This window comes from Paenibacillus sp. PL2-23, from assembly GCF_040834005.1.
In the GTDB taxonomy this organism is placed as follows: domain Bacteria; phylum Bacillota; class Bacilli; order Paenibacillales; family Paenibacillaceae; genus Pristimantibacillus.
The window spans coordinates 5,167,276-5,184,781 of record NZ_CP162129.1 but is presented as its reverse complement, the minus strand read 5'-3'; the positions used below and the strand labels follow the sequence as shown (position 1 = coordinate 5,184,781).

At 54.7% G+C, this 17,506-nt stretch carries 13 protein-coding genes; 12 read left to right on the top strand and 1 reads right to left on the bottom strand.

What is annotated here, in order from left to right; genetic code table 11:
• The first annotated feature begins 54 nt into the window (after positions 1–54).
• The 7 genes from AB1S56_RS22995 (at position 55) to AB1S56_RS22965 (ending at position 9,361) form a co-directional block, all read left to right on the top strand.
• Complete coding sequence (locus tag AB1S56_RS22995) at positions 55–1,686, top strand: response regulator (RefSeq protein ID WP_340872843.1); 1,632 nt, start codon at positions 55–57, stop codon at positions 1,684–1,686.
• Entirely contained in the window at positions 1,683–3,440 is a 1,758-nt protein-coding gene (locus tag AB1S56_RS22990) for a sensor histidine kinase (protein ID WP_340872844.1), read from the top strand. The genes AB1S56_RS22995 and AB1S56_RS22990 overlap by 4 nt, the downstream gene beginning before the upstream one ends.
• Positions 3,441–3,649: 209 nt before the next feature.
• Complete coding sequence (locus AB1S56_RS22985) at positions 3,650–4,582, top strand: ABC transporter permease subunit (RefSeq protein WP_340872845.1); 933 nt, start codon at positions 3,650–3,652, stop codon at positions 4,580–4,582.
• Between the two features lie 27 nt (positions 4,583–4,609).
• A complete protein-coding gene (locus AB1S56_RS22980; RefSeq protein ID WP_340872846.1) occupies positions 4,610–5,521 on the top strand; it encodes a carbohydrate ABC transporter permease in 912 nt (303 codons plus the stop codon).
• A gap of 79 nt (positions 5,522–5,600) precedes the next feature.
• The gene (locus tag AB1S56_RS22975) at positions 5,601–7,202 is read left to right on the top strand and encodes an ABC transporter substrate-binding protein (RefSeq protein ID WP_340872847.1); all 1,602 of its coding nucleotides are present in this window, start codon (positions 5,601–5,603) and stop codon (positions 7,200–7,202) included.
• Positions 7,203–7,331: 129 nt separating this feature from the next.
• The gene (locus AB1S56_RS22970; RefSeq protein WP_340872848.1) at positions 7,332–8,681 is read left to right on the top strand and encodes a hypothetical protein; all 1,350 of its coding nucleotides are present in this window, start codon (positions 7,332–7,334) and stop codon (positions 8,679–8,681) included.
• 26 nt (positions 8,682–8,707) lie between these two features.
• Complete coding sequence (locus AB1S56_RS22965) at positions 8,708–9,361, top strand: SGNH/GDSL hydrolase family protein (protein ID WP_340872849.1); 654 nt, start codon at positions 8,708–8,710, stop codon at positions 9,359–9,361.
• Between the two features lie 558 nt (positions 9,362–9,919).
• Here AB1S56_RS22965 and AB1S56_RS22960 read toward each other — a convergent pair.
• Positions 9,920–11,365, bottom strand: coding sequence for a VanW family protein (locus AB1S56_RS22960; protein ID WP_340872850.1), 1,446 nt, complete (start codon positions 11,363–11,365; stop codon positions 9,920–9,922).
• A 227-nt stretch (positions 11,366–11,592) separates the two neighbouring features.
• Here AB1S56_RS22960 and ftsE point away from each other — a divergent pair, with 227 nt between their 5' ends.
• The 5 genes from ftsE (at position 11,593) to AB1S56_RS22935 (ending at position 17,500) form a co-directional block, all read left to right on the top strand.
• Positions 11,593–12,279: a cell division ATP-binding protein FtsE gene (ftsE, locus tag AB1S56_RS22955; protein ID WP_340872851.1), complete on the top strand. Its 687-nt coding sequence runs from the start codon at positions 11,593–11,595 to the stop codon at positions 12,277–12,279.
• Complete coding sequence (gene ftsX, locus AB1S56_RS22950) at positions 12,269–13,186, top strand: permease-like cell division protein FtsX (RefSeq protein WP_340872852.1); 918 nt, start codon at positions 12,269–12,271, stop codon at positions 13,184–13,186. The genes ftsE and ftsX overlap by 11 nt, the downstream gene beginning before the upstream one ends.
• Positions 13,187–13,201: 15 nt before the next feature.
• The gene (locus AB1S56_RS22945; RefSeq protein WP_340872853.1) at positions 13,202–14,440 is read left to right on the top strand and encodes a peptidoglycan DD-metalloendopeptidase family protein; all 1,239 of its coding nucleotides are present in this window, start codon (positions 13,202–13,204) and stop codon (positions 14,438–14,440) included.
• Positions 14,441–14,610: 170 nt separating this feature from the next.
• Positions 14,611–16,074: a S41 family peptidase gene (locus tag AB1S56_RS22940; protein ID WP_340872854.1), complete on the top strand. Its 1,464-nt coding sequence runs from the start codon at positions 14,611–14,613 to the stop codon at positions 16,072–16,074.
• A gap of 109 nt (positions 16,075–16,183) precedes the next feature.
• Entirely contained in the window at positions 16,184–17,500 is a 1,317-nt protein-coding gene (locus AB1S56_RS22935; protein ID WP_340872855.1) for a PDZ domain-containing protein, read from the top strand.
• The last annotated feature ends 6 nt before the right edge of the window (positions 17,501–17,506 follow it).

Sequence of the window (17,506 nt, the reverse complement as noted above, 5' to 3'; positions counted from 1 at the left end):
CAGGGTTGCGGCTCCTCAGTATACTGGTAATAAAATGGCAGGGAGCGGATGCCAATGTGGAAAATATTAGTCGTGGATGATGAACCAAACGTGAGCATGGGAATTCGGGATTTCCTGCTGGCATCGGATCTGTCTATAACGAGCGTGGAGACGGCTTTGAACGGCTTCGAAGCCGTCGATTATTTGCGGATGGACCAGTTCGACCTGGTGCTGACCGACATCCAGATGAGCCGAATGAGCGGGATCGAGCTCATGGAGACGATCTACATGGAGCAGCCGAACCTGCCCGTCGTTGTCATATCTGCGCACGAGAAGTTCGATTTTGCCAAAAAATCGTTGCGTCTCGGCGCCAGAGATTATCTCGTCAAACCCGTGGATGAGGACGAGCTCCTTCGCGTCGTTAACGAGGTGCTGGCGGAGAAGGAGGAAATCGGCAAACGCTCGATTGAACGTTCCATACGGGAGCATGGGAAGCACGAATCGGATTCCACCAGGCGGCGCGAAATATTAATGGAGTTAGTGACGGAGCGGGGCTTGTCCAAGCAGGAGCATAACGAGCTTGCGGCCGAGCTGGGCAACGAGCTCAGAGGGCCGTATTTCGGCGTGATCTCCGTCCGTCTGGATCTCAGTCATGGAGGCTTCAGTCAGCGGGAAGTGATGTATCGGGACCGAAAGCTGCTGAAGTTTGCGGCGCTCAATATATTCGAGGAGAGCTTGTGCGAGTGGAACGGGCTTACCATGAACGGCTTTGGCAATGAGCTGATCGGCATTATTCAATTAAACGAGCAGGACGTGTCGGGACAGATCCAGGCGCTGCAGTCGCAAATTCATCTCATCGGCCAGTATGTCTCCGTTAACTTCACGCAATACTTGAACGTGGACGCGACGATCGGCATGAGCAGCCTGCAATCCGACGTCACCCTGTTGTCCAGGCTTATGGAAGAAGCGCATATGTCGACGGAATGGAAGAAGCTGCATCCCGAGCAGCAAGTGTTCTATTATGGGGATGTCGCCGCGCAGGACAGCTTGAACATGGTTGAGTGGATGAAGAAGGTGGAGGAGTGCGTCCAGCTTCTGAAAGGGGGCGACGAGGAGCAGCTGTCTCCATGCGTTCTTGAGGTCGAAATATTGCTCAGAAAGCTGGGACATACGGACGAGCTGGTAAACAGCTACTTCGGTATGCTGGCTTACCGTATATACGGGCTGCTGCTGGAATACGGGCAGGGGAACGGCGCGTCGCTCCGCCGATTCGACCCGGATGTGTACTTTAGGGAGGCTGTCGCCGCAAGCAAAGTCGATCGGCTTGCCTCCTATATCGTAGAGGCGGCAGAGTCGCTAAGAGATTTGGCGCAGGAGAGGGACCGCACCACTCTGGCGAGAATAACGGGTTATATTCAGAACCACTATCGCAATCCCGCGCTCAAAATTCAGGATATCGCGGGCGAGGTGCATTTTAGCTCGGCTTATCTCCGTTATCTGTTCAAGAGAGAGACCAAACGAAGCGTATGGGACTATGTAACGGAGCTGCGAATTGAGGAAGCCAAATATTTGCTCGCCACATCGGACAAAAAGAGGTACGAGATCGCCAATGAGGTCGGGTACGAGTCTCCGGAGCATTTCAGCCGAATGTTCAAGCGATATACGGGAGTTAGTCCGGCAGATTACCGCAAAGGCTCGGGAGGGTGATCGGACTGAAGCTGAAATATAAGGTGACGCTGGCGTTCGCGTTGTTTATTATTGGCCCGTTTCTGATCGTCGGCTGGGTATCCGCCTACAAGACGGAGAGGTCGATGCAGGACGAGCTGGGACGCACGATGCTGCAGCTGGCGAGGCAGAATCATGCCACGATAGCGAAGTCTATGTCCGCCGTCAATGACAAGACCATTACATTTCTAGGCAATCACTTGTTCAACCGTACGGAGTTCAACACGTTCTGGTCCAATATCGAGACGTACGGCCAAATCAAGCAGGCGGATGAAATTTTGGAGCTGTGGTCTCAGGACGGCACGCAATATACGCTTTATATGATTAATAAGGAAGGCAAGCGCACGTTAATCGATCTATCGGCCAAGGAAAGCGGATTCAAATATATCGAGGACGAAGCCTCGGAGATGCCGGCCTGGTCAGAGAGAGCGGTGCAGAAACGCGGCGCCGGCGTTTTTCGCTCCATCACCTCGCCGGCCGGCGTGACAAAGGTCAGCTTCGTCCGGAGCATATTGAACGCTCAGAATTACAAGGATGTGCTCGGATTTTTGGTCGTCTCCAATTTGGAGGTGTATCTGACGCGGGATCTCTTGAACGTGCAGCTACCGGATCAGTCCGGCATTTTTTTGTTTAGCGACATTCATGAGCTGTTGATGCAAGAAGGCTTATCCGATTTACCGCAATCTAACATGCCCATTCTGGCGGGAATGGGGGAATCGGACTATTTTTTCGCTAATGAGGATGGGGGACGCTGGCTGTACGCGCTCTCTTATGAGCCCGAATATCATACCCGACTGGTGTATCGCGTCCCGCTGCATTCGGTCTCGGGCGGGTCGAAGGAATTTCAGTGGGTGATTATGGTCTTGTCGGCCATTTATTTGGTTCTCGTGCTGCTGTTCGTGTTGTACCTGCTCCGGATTATCGTGAGCCCGCTGCATCGTTTGGTCAAGGTGATGAAAATTTACGAGCCGGGCGTTCCCTTGGATACGAGCGTCGGGCCCGAGCTGGTGCGCTCGGACGAGTTCGGTATTCTGTACGGCTCCTTCCTCAAGATGACCAGAAGGCTGGATCACTCGTTCGAGGAAAACTACACGATGAGGATTCAGAAGAAGGAAACCGAGCTTGCGACGCTGCATTCGCAGATTACGCCGCATCTGCTGTACAATACGCTGGACTCGATTTATTGGTATGCGATCGGCAAGGGCAACCGGGACGTTGGGGGCATGGTGAAGGATCTGTCCAGACTGCTCCGCATCGGGCTGAGCAAAGGAAAAACCATTATACCGATGAGCGAGGAGCTTGAGCATGTCCAGGCGTACTGCCGGCTTCAGATGAAGCGGTATCCGGACAACTTCGAGGTGAATTACGACATTGACGAAGACGCTAAAAAATACGCGACGCCAAAAGTCATACTGCAGCCGCTCGTCGAAAACGCGATCTTTCATGCCGTTAACAGTATGGACGGAGAAGGCGAGATATGGATACGGATTCGCTGTACGGATACCGAGCTTGTCATGGCGGTAGAGGACAACGGATTTTTGCCGGTCGACATCGATAGATTGGAGCGCATTACGAGAGGCGAGATGACCGACAAGGGCTACGGAATCCGCAACGTCCATGAACGGATTCAGCTGCACTACGGCGAATCGTACGGTCTGCGGTACGCCCTGCGCGAAGGCGGCGGCGTGATCGCGGCGATTCACCTGCCGAGGCAGGAATATAGAAATAACGAGTGACTCCGGCATATTGCCGGAGTTTTTCCTTTTTGGCGGCGGATGACTGATTCGTGCAAATAAGCCTTCGAGACTGCAAGAATCCACACGCATACGGAACGGATACGACGTCTTATGTGCGGCTCGTTTACATCATGCGGCTGCTTCTATACATCATCGATATCCCACCTGCGCTCGCCTATACTGAAGGTAATAGAGAGGAGTGAGAGCTGGTGAAACAGAGAGTGGGGATATCATACTTCTTCCATGCTCTATGGAAATTCAGATTTCTGACGATCATGCTTATTCCGACGCTTGCCGTGCTGATCGTCAACAGCTACATGCCGATGTTCGGGGTGTTCATCGCATTCAAAAATATCAATTATATCGACGGTATTTTAGGCAGTCCCTGGGTCGGGTTCAAAAACTTTGAGTTTCTGTTCTCCTCGGGCTCCATCTGGCGAATTACGCGAAACACGGTGCTGTACAGCCTGGCCTTTATGGTCGTCAACACGGTCATTTCGATAGCGATCGCCGTCGCGATTAACGAGCTGCGAGGCAAGCTCGCCAAGTCCTATCAGACATTTCTCATCATGCCCTATTTCCTGTCCATGATCGTCGTCAGCTACTTGGTGTACGCCTTCTTGAATCCGGACAAAGGGCTCATGAACGCTTCGATTCTGGATTGGCTCGGCATCAAATCGGTGTTCTGGTATTCGGAGAAAGAGTATTGGCCGTATATCCTGATCCTGGTTAACGCGTGGAAAAATGTCGGCATTGGCGCAGTCATTTACATCGCGGCAATCGCGGGGATCGATAACGAATATTACGAAGCCGCCGTGCTCGACGGGGCGTCGAAATGGCAGCAGATCCTCCATATCACATTGCCGATCATTCAGCCGATCATTGTCATCTTAACGATCTTGTCCATGGGCAGCGTATTCAACACTGACTTTGGGTTATTCTACCAAGTGCCAATGGATTCCGGTGTTCTGTATCCCGTCACTGACACGGTTGATACGTACGTCTACCGCGTCATGATGGAGCTTAACGATATCGGCATGTCGTCGGCAGCGGCGCTGGCTCAATCGGTACTCGGCTTCGTGCTTGTGCTGCTGACTAATTCGGCGGTGCGCAAGATCAACCCCGATCAGGCTTTGTTCTAGATTACGTTACGACAAGAGGTGAAATGCATGAGCAAGTCAACAAGCCGGCGGGAGAACAGGATTTCTCCCGTCGCCAATACGCTGCTGAACGGCGTATTCATTCTCCTATCCTTCCTATGTGTCGTGCCCGTCGTTCTCGTTATGATCGTATCCGTTACCCACATCGATTCCTTAGTGAACAATGGCTATCAGTTCATCCCGCAGAAGCTGTCCTGGGTCGCATACGAGAGCTTGTTCAAGGATTATGAGACGATTGTTAGAGCTTATGGGATCAGCATTGGCATTACGGTTATCGGGACGGCGATCAGCGTCATGCTCATGGCGATGTACGCCTATCCCATTTCGCGCCAGGACTATCCTTTCCGCATGTTCTTCACGTTTGTCCTGTTCTTCACGATGCTGTTCAACGGGGGCATAGTCAGCAAATATATCATCTTTACGCAGGTGTTCGATCTGCTGGACACGTATGCTGCGCTGCTGCTGCCGCTGCTCATCGTTCCGTTCAACGTGATCATTATGCGTACGTTCTTCCAGTCGACGATTCATCCCGCGCTGATCGAATCGGCGCGAATCGACGGCGCAAGCGAATTCCGCATTTTCTTCCGGATCGTGCTGCCGTTATCTCTGCCCGTCATGGCGACGATGGCGCTGCTTGGCACCATCATGTTCTGGAATGATTGGTTCAACTCGCTTTTGTTCATCCGATCCGAGGATAAGTATCCCATTCAATATCTGATGCTGCGTGTGCTTAACGATGTTCAGTATTTGCGCTCCAACGTGCAGCTAGCCGCACAAAATCCGGAGCTGATGAAGAATCTGCCCGACGAGTCGCTGCAGATGGCGCTCGCTGTCGTGTGCATGGGGCCGCTGCTGATGATCTACCCGTTCTTCCAGAAATACTTCGTCAAGGGCCTTACTGTCGGCGCGGTCAAAGGCTGACACTACTGCAATAGTCCCGGCAAGCGGCAGTTGCCCGCTGCGCCGTGCTATATTAATGATTATATTGGAGGGTTAAAAGATGAGACAAAAGAAGTCCTTTCTGATTGCGCTTGCAATCATGCTGGCGGCCATGCTTGTATTGCAAGCGTGTTCATCCGGCAGCAACTCGACTAACAGCAAGACGAACAACACCGCGACGAACGCGCCAAGCGCATCGCCATCCGCGGACAATACCGGTGAAAAGCCAGCCGCCTCCGACCTGAAGCCTTACCAAGTGTCGATCGTGTACTTCGGCACGCCGCAAGCAGACGATGGCCTCGTCGAAGAGAAGCTCAATGAGTTTTTCAAGGAAAAGATCAACGCAACCGTTAAACTTCAACCAATCGCGCCGAGCGATTACCAAAACCGGACCGAGCTGATGATGAATACCGGCGAGAAGATGGACCTTGTGTTCACGACGTCGTGGCTCAACTACTTCGGCAACGTGACAAAAGGCGCGTTCCTGGAGCTCGACGAGCTGCTCGACAAGCATGGGCAAGGCATCAAGGAATCGCTGCATCCGCTCTACCTGGAAGCGCCTCGCATGAAAGGAAAGCTGTATGCGGTTCCGACGAACAAAGAAATTACGCAAGGGCAATCATTCACATACCGTAAGGACATTGTTGACAAGTATGACATTCCGATCGAGTCAATCAACAAATGGGCAGATCTGGAGCCATGGTTCGAGAAGATGAGCAAAGAAGAGCCGGGCCTCATGAATCTGTACATTGCCGGAGCATCAGGCAACGCGGGCGGCGGCATTCATATGATGTTCGAGACCAACTCGAATTACCGTCCAATCGGCCCGACTCCGGGCAAGACGCAAATGTTCTTTGTCGATTACACGGCGTCGGAGATGAAAGTGAAGTCGCTTCTGGATCCGGAGCTTGTCGATATTAACAAAAAAGAATTCGAGCTGTTCCGGGGCTATTACGAAAAAGGGTATATCAACTCCGACGCAGCCACCAGCAAGACAGATGCCGGCGATCTGAGACGCCAAGGCAAGATGTGGATGCAGTCCGGCGTATGGAAGCCGGGCTCCGACATCGAGACCAAGATTGCCGATAACAACCAATTCGATTATGTTTCGCATGTCGTAACCGAGCCGATTGTTACTACGGACCTCGCTACTGGCTCCATGTTCTCCATCTCGAGAACGTCGGAGGATCCAGAGCGTGCGATGATGGTGCTGAACTATCTGCATACCGATCCGTATGTCATTAACCTGATCGTGCACGGCATTGAAGGCAAGCATTACAAAAAAGTCGGCGAGAACCGGATTGAACCGATCGCGGATTCCGGCTACGGCTCGACGGCGCTGTTCTGGGTTATCGGCAGCCAGATGCTGAACTACTTGAAGCCGGGTCAGCCGGATGATCTGTATACCAACTGGAAGAAATTTAACGATGAGGCGGTACGTTTCCCTCTGATGGGCTTCGTCTTTGACGATACCAACGTGAAGAGCGAGATCTCCGAGCTGATTGCCGTCATAACGGAATACAAGATACTTTCGACGGGAGCAGTGGAGAATCCGTCCAAAGTGATCGACGAGCGTAACGCGAAGCTGAAAGCTGCGGGCATTGAGAAGGTGCAAGCCGAGATCCAGGCGCAGATCGACGCTTGGTGGGCGGATAACAGATAGTAGCCAACAGATAGCAGATAGCAGATAGCAACCCAAAATAGGACGAACCGAAGAGTCTCCGCAAGGAGTCTCTTCGGCATTCAGGCCGGATGAAGGATTAACTATACGGACAGAAGGGGAAACGCTAACGTGAAGCCGGAAAATCTGATTTATACATTCGTAAGCTTCGCGACGCATGTCGACCAGCACTGGGGACATGGGATCGCGATTGAAGGAATCGACCGCACAGCCGCGATCGCCCACAAGCACGGCATTTCGGTCACTTGGATCGTCAATTCCGGATCCGCGACGGTGCTGGCTGACCGCATCAGGCTATGGCATGAGCAATACGGGGACGACGTCATCCTTCAGACGCCGTTTTATGCAGACGAATCGGAGCATTCCAGAGCGAGGCTGCGGAAGTCGCTGGAGGAAGGTTGGGCTTTCCTCCAAGAGACGTTCCCATGGGCGAAGACCAAGATTATCGTGAAAGGCAGCATCTACAAGGAATTCGTCGAGGTAGCCGAGGAGCTCGGCTTCCAGGGCATATGGGGATACTGCTGGGAGCAGGTGTGGTGGGACAACATTACGCACAAGGGCATCCCATGGGGCTCCTGGTATATTGACGGGGGCCGCTTCAAGGCGCCGCATCCCGGCAAGGGCAAGCTGGTCGCCAGCGAATGGACAGCGCGAGATCTGCATGCGACGTACCACTCCGGCAGCCCGTGCATCTATTCGACCGACCCGAACGATGTGCTGAGAGCAGGGCTGTGCACAGGCAGCAACATCGAATATTGGAAGAGCCTATTCCATAACTATCTCGACAACACGGCGAATAACGAGCAGGTCTATTTCCTCCAGCAGCAGGAGAGCCATGAGATGGAATATACCGATCGGTTTGCGATCTATCCGGCCTCCCATGTCGAGGAATGCGCGGGCATGCTGGATCTGTTTTTTGACTATATCAAGCAATATCCGATTACCATGACGACGCTGCCGCTCGCGATGGAGAAGTATCATGACAGCAATGAAGTGACGGCGCCTTCGTATATGCTGACCCGGGATTCGCAGGTACGCCCCGAAGTGAACGAATATACAATGACGATGGGAGGAACCGCTGCCGGGCCTTGGCCGGATACGTTCCAGTATTACGACAGCGAGTGCCAGATGGCGTTTGTGGAGGGCTCGTGCGCGCCGGATCGGCTGAGGAATTACGTCGGCAAGGGCGACATGGCTGATGAATTTGTCGAAAACGTGCCTCAAGTGTTCGTAAGCGGCTATAAGAAGGACGAAAACGAAATTCGGATGACGTTCGAAATTGGCTACTGGCCTAAGGTGCCGTTTGGTTTAACCTATTGGGACGATCTGAAGGGATATGCGATCCGGTCGACCTCGGCAGGCGTTAAGGCGGCGAAGTTGATTCAGGACAGGGTTGTGTTCCTGCGATTTGATTTAACGGGTGCCCCGGTGAAGATCGAGCTGGTGCTGGAGAAATTGTAAAACCGGGGATACAGAGGAGAGCGGGTATGGAGAGCAAAGAGAAAACGGTATTGTTCCAAGGGGATTCCATTACCGATGCGGGTCGGCCAAGAGAACAAGGCGCATCGGCGCTAGGGCAAGGCTATGTCAATTTTATCGCGGGAAAGCTCGGCTTTGAGCTGGCGGACACCCGGCACCGGTTCGTAAATAGAGGGATAAGCGGCAATCGCGTCTCCGACCTCTATGCCAGATGGAACGAGGACGCGATTTATCTGAAGCCGGATATCATCAGTATACTGATCGGCGTCAACGATGTATGGCGCATTATGCACAAGCTGCCGGAGGGAGCGAGCGACCGGTTCGAGCGCGCATACCGTCATCTGCTGGACGAGACGAGGGAGGTCCTGCCGAATACGGGATTAATCTTGTGCGAGCCGTTTATCTTGCAGGCAGGAATTGCCGTCGAGGGCTGGGAGGAGTGGCGCGGCCATCTGGACGGCTATCGGCGTATCGTGGCAAAGCTCGCCGAGCAATACGACGCCGTCTTCGTCGGACTTCAGGAGCAATTCGATCAGGCTGCTCTGCGGCGGGATCCCGCCTATTGGCTGAATGACGGCGTACATCCGACCGCGGCGGGACATGAGCTCATAGCCAGAGAATGGATCAGAGCTGTGCAAAGCAGTCGTCTTGCGCTCTCATAGTGCTGCCGTCAGCGGTTATTGATTAGAAGCAAGCTTATGCTTATGGCATAGGCTTGTTTCTTGCTGATGTCCTGCCCCCTTATGGATTCGGTAATTATATGAGCCACAAAGCGACCTGCTATCGCGTTGTGGTTTATTTTTTATCAGAATAGGAGACCGATGCGCTCGGACTGCAGACCATCCCCCGAAGCAGGCATGTTACTCCAAATTAACTGTACGTTCTGCAGTCACACTTGCTTATCTCCCTGAAGTGGGCAATCTGCAGGTTTCTACCAAGTCGCGGCATGCAGAAGGTACAGTTAATTTACTCAATAGCCTCTCGCGACCGTAACTAAATGCAGAAAGTGCAGTTAATACCACGATTCATGGGATAATGAGCGGATTTACTAAGATTTAAATGTAGGTTTTGCAGCTAATCCCCCTGAAGAAGGCAAGTTACTCCAAATTAACTGTACGTTCTGCAGCTCACACTTGCTCATCTCCCTGAAGTGGGCAGCGTCAAGGAAGTTCTGTAGTAGGCTTCCCGTCGGGACGATGGAGGTACGGCGGTGTCAAAAGCTACACGCCATCCTCCACAATTGACTCGCCTGGAGCAGGGGTGGCGGAGGGGGCAGGCGTCGCGTCCAGCGATGAAGGGCCGACCTCGATGATGGTCGGCTGAGCCTTGTAGGTGTCCTTGGAGACCCGCTCGCGGGAAACCTCAGCGCCGTCTCGCTTCAAGATGCGGAACGTCTCCACGACGTAGCCAAGCTTGCCTTGCTGCGCGACGACGCTTTTGCCAACGGGAAGCTCGCGGTTCACCACCTGCTGTGTGCCGGGCTCCAGCGTATCCGTGGTTCTGGATTCGATCTCGTAGCTTTCATTCTCCGCCATGGTGCCGAACAGCTTGATCGTAATCTTCCGATCCTTCACTTCTGTCCGGATCAGCAGGGACTTGCCCGTTGAGTTGCGGAATTTGAAGTCAATTGCGTCCGTTGCATAGGTGGCGTCATGGCCAAGCGGCAGGTAGCCGACCGGCAGGGAGTGATTGCGCCGCTCGACGATGTCCAGTCCTGCGCGAAGCGCGGTCTGATACAACGTGCTGGACACCTGGCAGATGCCTCCGCCAACCCCTGTCACGAACTTGCCGTTCAGTATAACCGACGCCTCGCGATATTGATGCTTCTTCTCTACCTTGGCGATGAGATCGGCGTAGGAGAACACCTCGCCCGGCTTCAGCAGCCAGTCATTCAGCTCCTGAGCCGTAATGGTAACATTGTAAGCTCTGCCCTCCGCGCTTGTCGCGAAATCCGTGGTGAACGACATGATTCGCCGCTGTATGCCCTCTTCCTTCAGCTGGTCGAGCGTCACCGCAGGATGAATGGCCTGAACCGGGAGCTGCGCCTCGAAGCGAGACTTGTCGCCTTGCATCGCAGCAAGCGGCGTTCCTTCCGGCACAACCGCCCAGTTGCCGGCCTCGGCGACCAGCGTCTCCAGCTTCAAGCGATACGCATCCGTATGGGGCGTATAGATGACTTCATCGTCCTCCGTTATGGTTCGGGTCGCATTCCTCGATTCATTGCGCTCGATCCAGCCCCACTGCCTGCGCAGCGCGGATTCGAACAGGTCGCGGTCCCAGGTTTGGCTGAGGGTCAGATCACCCTTGAACCCATAGCGATATTTGGCCCGTTCCCAGATGCTTCCTTGCCGCAGCCTCAGCAGCGCCTCGCGCGCGCCGGCGAACTCCGCCTGATAGCCCAGCTCCGCCAGCCCCCAGCTTCGATTATCTCCCGCCGCCGTATTGGCCTGAACGGTAATGCTCCTCGCCAGCAGCGCTTTCTCGTACTGATCCAGCAGCGCGATCGCATCGTCGATGCCCATCCCGCCAATGTCCAGCTTGCCAGCCGTCACCCCTTGGGGCACGACCTCCTGCGCCGCATATTTCCACACCGCCAGCAGCCCCGCAACAGCGGCCAGCAGCACCAGTGCAGCGGCTGTCATCCCCATTATTCTCAGCTTCGTCATTCGCGTGAACACCCTTTCCCGATTCTGCAAAACTGGCTATGAAAACACAGTGTTCCATATATATGCAGCCGCAAAAAGTCCCATGCAGGATGTATGATGAGGGAGGTTAGGGCATTATTTTTCGACAAGGGCCAGGATAATGAGAATCATGAAAAAAGTGGTTTGTTGAAGGAATTAGCCGCAAGCTGTCGAAATAGTACAACTGACTATAAACAGGATGTGATAACGTGATCGAAATGCACGACATATGGAAAACTTACGCCGATGGCACGCACGCGCTTCGCGGCGTTTCGGTACGTATAGATCGGAATGAGTTTGTTTATGTCGTTGGACCCTCGGGTGCCGGCAAATCTACATTTATGAAGCTGATTTACCGGGAGGAAGTGCCTACCAAAGGCCAAATCTCGGTCAACGGATTTAATATAGGCAAGCTGAAGCCGCGCAAAATTCCATACGTCAGACGCAATATCGGAGTTATTTTCCAGGATTTCCGGTTACTTCCTAAGATGACAGTGTACGAAAATGTCGCTTTTGCGATGGAGGTCATCGAGGCTCCACGCCGCATTATCAAGAAGAGGACGATGGAGGTGCTCGACCTCGTCGGATTGAAGCACAAGCACGCGGCGTTGCCGTCCCAGCTGTCGGGCGGAGAGCAGCAGCGCGTGTCGATTGCCCGGGCAATAGTGAACAATCCCACGGTTATTGTCGCGGACGAGCCTACCGGCAATCTCGATCCTGAAACGTCGATGGGCATTATGAATCTGCTGGAGGAGATCAACTTCCGGGGGTCGACCATTATAATGGCGACGCATAACCGCGATATTGTGAACAACATGCGCAAGCGCGTCATCGCGATCGAGAATGGCAACATCGTTCGGGACGAGGCGAGAGGGGAGTACGGCTATGAAGTTTAGCACGATTCTCCGTCACATGCGCGAGGGTGTCAAGAATATTATTCGCAACGGCTGGATGTCCTTCGCTTCCATGAGCTCGATCTTTATCTCGTTGTTTATTCTCGGCATCTTCGTCCTGCTTGCGATGAACGTCAACCATATGGCTTCCCAGATCGAAAGCAAGGTGCAGATCAAGGTGTACCTGCAGACGAATGTGGAGGACGCCAAGGTTACGGAGCTTCAGAACAAAATCGGCAATATTCAAGAGGTCAGCAAGGTGACCGTCGTCTCCAAGGAGGAGGGCTTGGCCCTGCTCAAGGAAGCAATGGGCGAGGAAAACGGCGATTGGCTGGAGGGCTATAACAACGATAATAATCCGCTGCCGGTGTCGTATGTGGTAGAGGTGTTCGACCCTCAGACGGTAGAGACGGTCGCCGCTCAGATTAACGCAATTAATCAGGGGGATGAGACGCTCCCGATCTCCAAGGTCAAGTATGGCGAGGGGTATGTGCAGCAATTGTTCAAGGTGACGAATGCGGTCCGCAATATCGGCTTTGTCATTGTCATCGGTCTGGGGGTAACGGCTATGTTCCTGATCTCCAACACGATCAAGATGACAATTATTAATAGACGTCGGGAGATCGGCATTATGAAGCTGGTCGGCGCGACAAACGCTTTTATCCGCTGGCCCTTCTTCATCGAAGGCGCGTTGATCGGCTTCATCAGCTCCGTCGTTACAACGGCTCTTGTGCTCCTCAGCTACAAGCAGGTCATTGAGCTGACGCAGCTGGACTTGTCGCTGATGATGATCGCTATGGTCCCTATGGAGGAAGCGGGCTGGATGACGGCAGTCCTGATTGTTACGGTTGGAACGTTGATTGGCATTTGGGGAAGCACCATTTCGGTACGCAAGTATTTGAAAGTGTAGGTGAGGAGACCAGAGATGAAGAAGATGAAGAAGCTTGGCTTGGTGATGATCGCCGGTGCGCTGGTTGCAACTATATCCCTGCAGCCTTCGGGAGGCGGCGGGGAAGTCGCGCAAGCCGCGACACTCTCTCAGATTCAGAAGGAAATCAGCGCGGCCAACCAGAAGATCAAGGATGCGGAGCGCAAGGCGGCGGATGTCGCCAGGCAGAAGCAGAACGCGGAGCAGGAGCAGAAGACGATCGCCCGCAAGAAGGAAGACGTGCTGGCTGAGATCAACTCGCTGATGAAGGAAATCGACAAGGTTGCGATCGAGCAATCCAAGAAGAAGGCGGAGAAGGAAGCCAAGCAGGTGGAGCTTCTTCAGACCGGCCAGGATCTGGAGCTGGCGGAGAAGCGAGTCGTCGATCGCGAGGCGCTGCTGGAGGCGCGTATGCGGCTCATGTATTCGAATGGTTTTGTGTCTTATATGGACGTGCTGTTCAGCGCGACAAGCTTCTCGGATTTCCTGGACCGGTTCGACGCGCTGCAGACGATTCTGGACTCCGACCGCGATATGGTGAAGCGGCTGAAGGAAGACAAGGAGCTCGTCGCGCAGAAGAAGGTAGAGGTAGAGGCGCAGTTCGCGGAGCTTGAGGTGATCAATCAGGAGCTGATGCTGAAGCATGCGGACCTCGTGAAGAAGGAATCGGAGAAGGAAGTGCTGATCGCCAGCTATAACGAGAAGGCAGAGGAGCTCTCTGAGTCCATCGAGGAGTTCGAGGTGATCAGCGAGGAGCAGGAGAAGTTGCTCGTAGCATTGGCTGCGCAGGTGTCGAAGCTGCAGGCGGAAGAGAAGCGGATCAAAAATCCGTATAGCGGCGGCAAGCTGGCTATGCCAATTCGGGACAGCTACCGGGTGTCCTCGAACTTCGGTACGCGGATCCATCCCATCTCGGGCAAAAAGCACACGCACACTGGCATCGATTTTGCCGCTCCGCAGGGGACGGCCATCTATGCGGCGGAATCCGGCGTTGTTATCGTGTCGCAGAACTGGAGCGGCTACGGCAACTGTATCATTATTGACCATGGCAATGGTCTCTGGACCCTGTACGGCCATATTATGAACGGCGGTCTACTGGTTGATGTTGGCGACGAGGTGAAGCGCGGCGACAAGATTGCCAAAGTGGGCAGCACCGGCAATTCCACAGGGCCTCATTTGCATTTTGAAGTGCGTAAAAACGAAGTTCCGGTTAATCCGGGCGGATATTTGAAGTAATAATTGGATATCGCTAGAGAGAGGCAGCCCGGCAGCTTGGGGCTGCCCTTATTGTCCGGCGAGAATGCCGGCCTTCGGAGCCACTGACACAGGCAAATAATTGCTGCCCGCTTGTCATATACTAGAGAGGTCGTGCAAGCTGGATATTGAAGCAAGGGTGGTGTACTGAGGTGTATTTCAAAGGACGTACTGTACTGGCTTTCGTGATGCTGTCGATGTTCGCCTCCGTACTGGTTACATTGACGATGGCCGATCAATGGCTGAAGCCAGACGAGGAGCGGACGAGCACGGCCGTTGCGGCTGCCGCTTCGGACAACGCCGGCATGTACCGGCTGAATCAGCAGGAGCTGGACAAGCTGAACGCGGTCATCGAGTTGATTGAAACGAAGTACTACGAGGATGTAGATCGCGAGGAGCTGGTTGACGGCGCCGTGAGCGGCATGATGGAGGCGCTCGACGACCCGTATTCCGTCTATATGGAGAAGGACGTGGCGCAGCATTTCTCAGAGTCGATCGAGGGCTCGTTCACGGGAATCGGCGCGGAGGTGACAACGGAGAATGGCAAAATCATCGTTGTAGCTCCCATCAAGGGCTCGCCTGCAGAGCGCTCGGGCCTGCTGGCCAAGGACGTGCTGGTCTCGGTCAACGGTGAGCCGCTGGATGGGCTGAGCCTGCAGGATGCCGTGTCGAAGATTCGCGGTCCCAAAGGCACCAAGGCCAAGCTGATTGTACAACGGACCGGCTTCTCTGAGCCGATCCATATCTCGCTTATCCGCGAGGATATTGATGTGGAGACCGTGTATGGCTCGCTTCGGCCCGATGGCGTCGGCGTCATCGAGATTCGCCAATTTTCCCTGAATACGGCGAAGCGCTTCAAGGAGGAGCTGGAGAAGCTGGAGAGCCAGGGCATGAAGGGGCTTGTGCTGGATGTCCGGAATAACCCTGGCGGTGTGCTGCCAGTCGTGGTAGAGATCTCCCAGCTGATGATGAAGGAAGGCGCGACCGTCGTCCAGGTGGAGGATCGGGACGGCAATCGCGAGAAGACGCTCGCCAAGGGCGGCGAGCAGAAGAATTACCCTATTGCGGTGCTGACGAACAAGGGCAGCGCAAGCGCTTCGGAGATATTGGCGGGGGCGCTGCAGGAGGCGGCCGGCGCGACTGTCATCGGTGAGCAGTCCTTCGGCAAAGGTACCGTTCAGGTCAGCTATAACAAGGCGCTGGGCGACGGCAGCCTGGTGAAAATGACGATTGCCAAGTGGCTGACGCCAGATGGCAACTGGATTCATGAGAAGGGCATTACGCCGGACCAGCTTGTCACGCCGCCGGATTTGTATACGGTGGCTCGCATCAATGTGAAGGAGACGCTGAAGCCCGACAGCCTGAGCGAGCAAGTGCGCAGCGCCCAGATCATGCTGCATGGACTCGGCTATGAGCCGAAGCGCGAGGACGGTTATTTTGGCGAAGAGACAACGACGGCCGTACAGCACTTCCAGCGCGAGAATGGCTTGTCTGTCACTGGCGAGATCGACACGAAGACGGCGGAAGCGCTGGAGAAATCGGTTATCAAGTGGATTCAGAATAAGGACAACGATGCTCAGCTGCTGGAAGCGGTGAAGGCGGTAGGCAGGAAATAAGGCGTCTGTGTCGAATGTAAGAAGGGTTGGCTTCGCTTGTGGAGGCCGGCCCTTCTTCTTTTTCTTTCATCTCCGATTGGGATAAGCACAGACAGGGGGATTGCGAGCATTGGATATCGTTCAGGCGATCGGGCAGCAGCTGGGGTATGCTGCTCTGCAGCTGCTCATGCAGCCATTTTATTATATTTCGGTCTTGTTTATTATCCTGCAATACAGCAGGCAGATCCGAATGGAGAGACAGCTCTTCGCGGTCAAGCTGCATGACTGGCTTCCCTTAACGCTGAGAGCGGTGCTGACGGGTCTGCTGGTTGGTACGGCTGTTTCGCTTGCGGGCGTGTTTCTTGGCGCGATGGTTACGCCTTCTGCCGTTCTGTGGCTATGGGGCGTCGCCATGCTCCTGATGCTCATTCGTATCCGATACTTATGCTTTGCGTACAGCGCTGGCATCTTGTCGCTCCTGCAGTGGATGCTCGGCTGGACGCTGCTTGACGAACGATCGGATTGGATGGGCTCAGCCGCGGCGTCTCTACTGGAGATAGATGCGGCAGGCTTGCTGCTGCTTGTGGCGCTGCTCCACATTGCGGAGGCTCTGCTGGTGAGATGGCAGGGCGACAGGCTGTCGATGCCGCTCTTCGTGGAGGGCAAGCGCGGCAAGCTGATCGGTGGCTATATGCTGCAAGGCTTCTGGCCCGTACCTCTGTTCCTGCTCGTTCCGGCGGTGGGAGGCGCTTCCTCCGGCACGACGCTGCCTTGGACGCCCCTGTTCGGGGCGGACTGGTCGCAGGGCTGGACCTTCGTGGCGCTGCCGATGATGATCGGTTTTACAGAGATGACCCGAACCAGCCTGCCGAAGCGGAAGGCGAAGCATGCGGCGAACAGCTTGCTGGCGTACAGTGTCCTGCTGGCCGGCTGCGCGCTGGCGGCTTGGCTGGTGCCGATGCTGCTGCCGCTGGCGGCGCTGGTCGCCATCGTGCTGCATGAAGCGATCGCATGGCGCAGCCGGCTGGCCGAGCAGAGCGCCAAGCCGCTGTACGTACACGACTCGCGCGGCTTGCGCATTCTGGGCATCGTGCCGCGGACGCCGGCTGCGGCGATGGGCTTGCTGCCCGGCGAGGTGCTGCACAAGGTGAACGGCGTTCGGGTGTCGACCAAGGAGGAGCTGTATGACGCGCTGGCGCTGAATTCCGCATTCTGCCGCCTGGAGGTATTCAACAATGAAGGCGAGCTTAAGTTCGCCGGAAGGGCGCGTTACGCGGGCGAGCATCATCAGCTTGGCGTTATTCTGGCTCCGGACGAGCAGGCGAATTATTATGCCGCGGATGGTGCTGCGACATTGCTGGAGCTGCTGCGCAACCGCCGCGCCCGTAATCGGAGAGACGTCTCCACAGCATCAGGGACGAATGAGGAAGAGACTGCCAAGGTATAGCTGCAA

What these genes read in the sequence shown, in the direction of transcription:
- ftsX (WP_340872852.1), top strand. Translation starts at nt 12,269, where the DNA reads ATGAAGTTTAGCACGATTCTCCGTCACATGCGCGAGGGTGTCAAGAAT.
- AB1S56_RS22975 (WP_340872847.1), top strand. Translation starts at nt 5,601, where the DNA reads ATGAGACAAAAGAAGTCCTTTCTGATTGCGCTTGCAATCATGCTGGCG.
- AB1S56_RS22980 (WP_340872846.1), top strand. Translation starts at nt 4,610, where the DNA reads ATGAGCAAGTCAACAAGCCGGCGGGAGAACAGGATTTCTCCCGTCGCC.
- AB1S56_RS22960 (WP_340872850.1), bottom strand. Translation starts at nt 11,365, where the DNA reads ATGACGAAGCTGAGAATAATGGGGATGACAGCCGCTGCACTGGTGCTG.
- AB1S56_RS22995 (WP_340872843.1), top strand. Translation starts at nt 55, where the DNA reads ATGTGGAAAATATTAGTCGTGGATGATGAACCAAACGTGAGCATGGGA.
- AB1S56_RS22945 (WP_340872853.1), top strand. Translation starts at nt 13,202, where the DNA reads ATGAAGAAGATGAAGAAGCTTGGCTTGGTGATGATCGCCGGTGCGCTG.
- AB1S56_RS22965 (WP_340872849.1), top strand. Translation starts at nt 8,708, where the DNA reads ATGGAGAGCAAAGAGAAAACGGTATTGTTCCAAGGGGATTCCATTACC.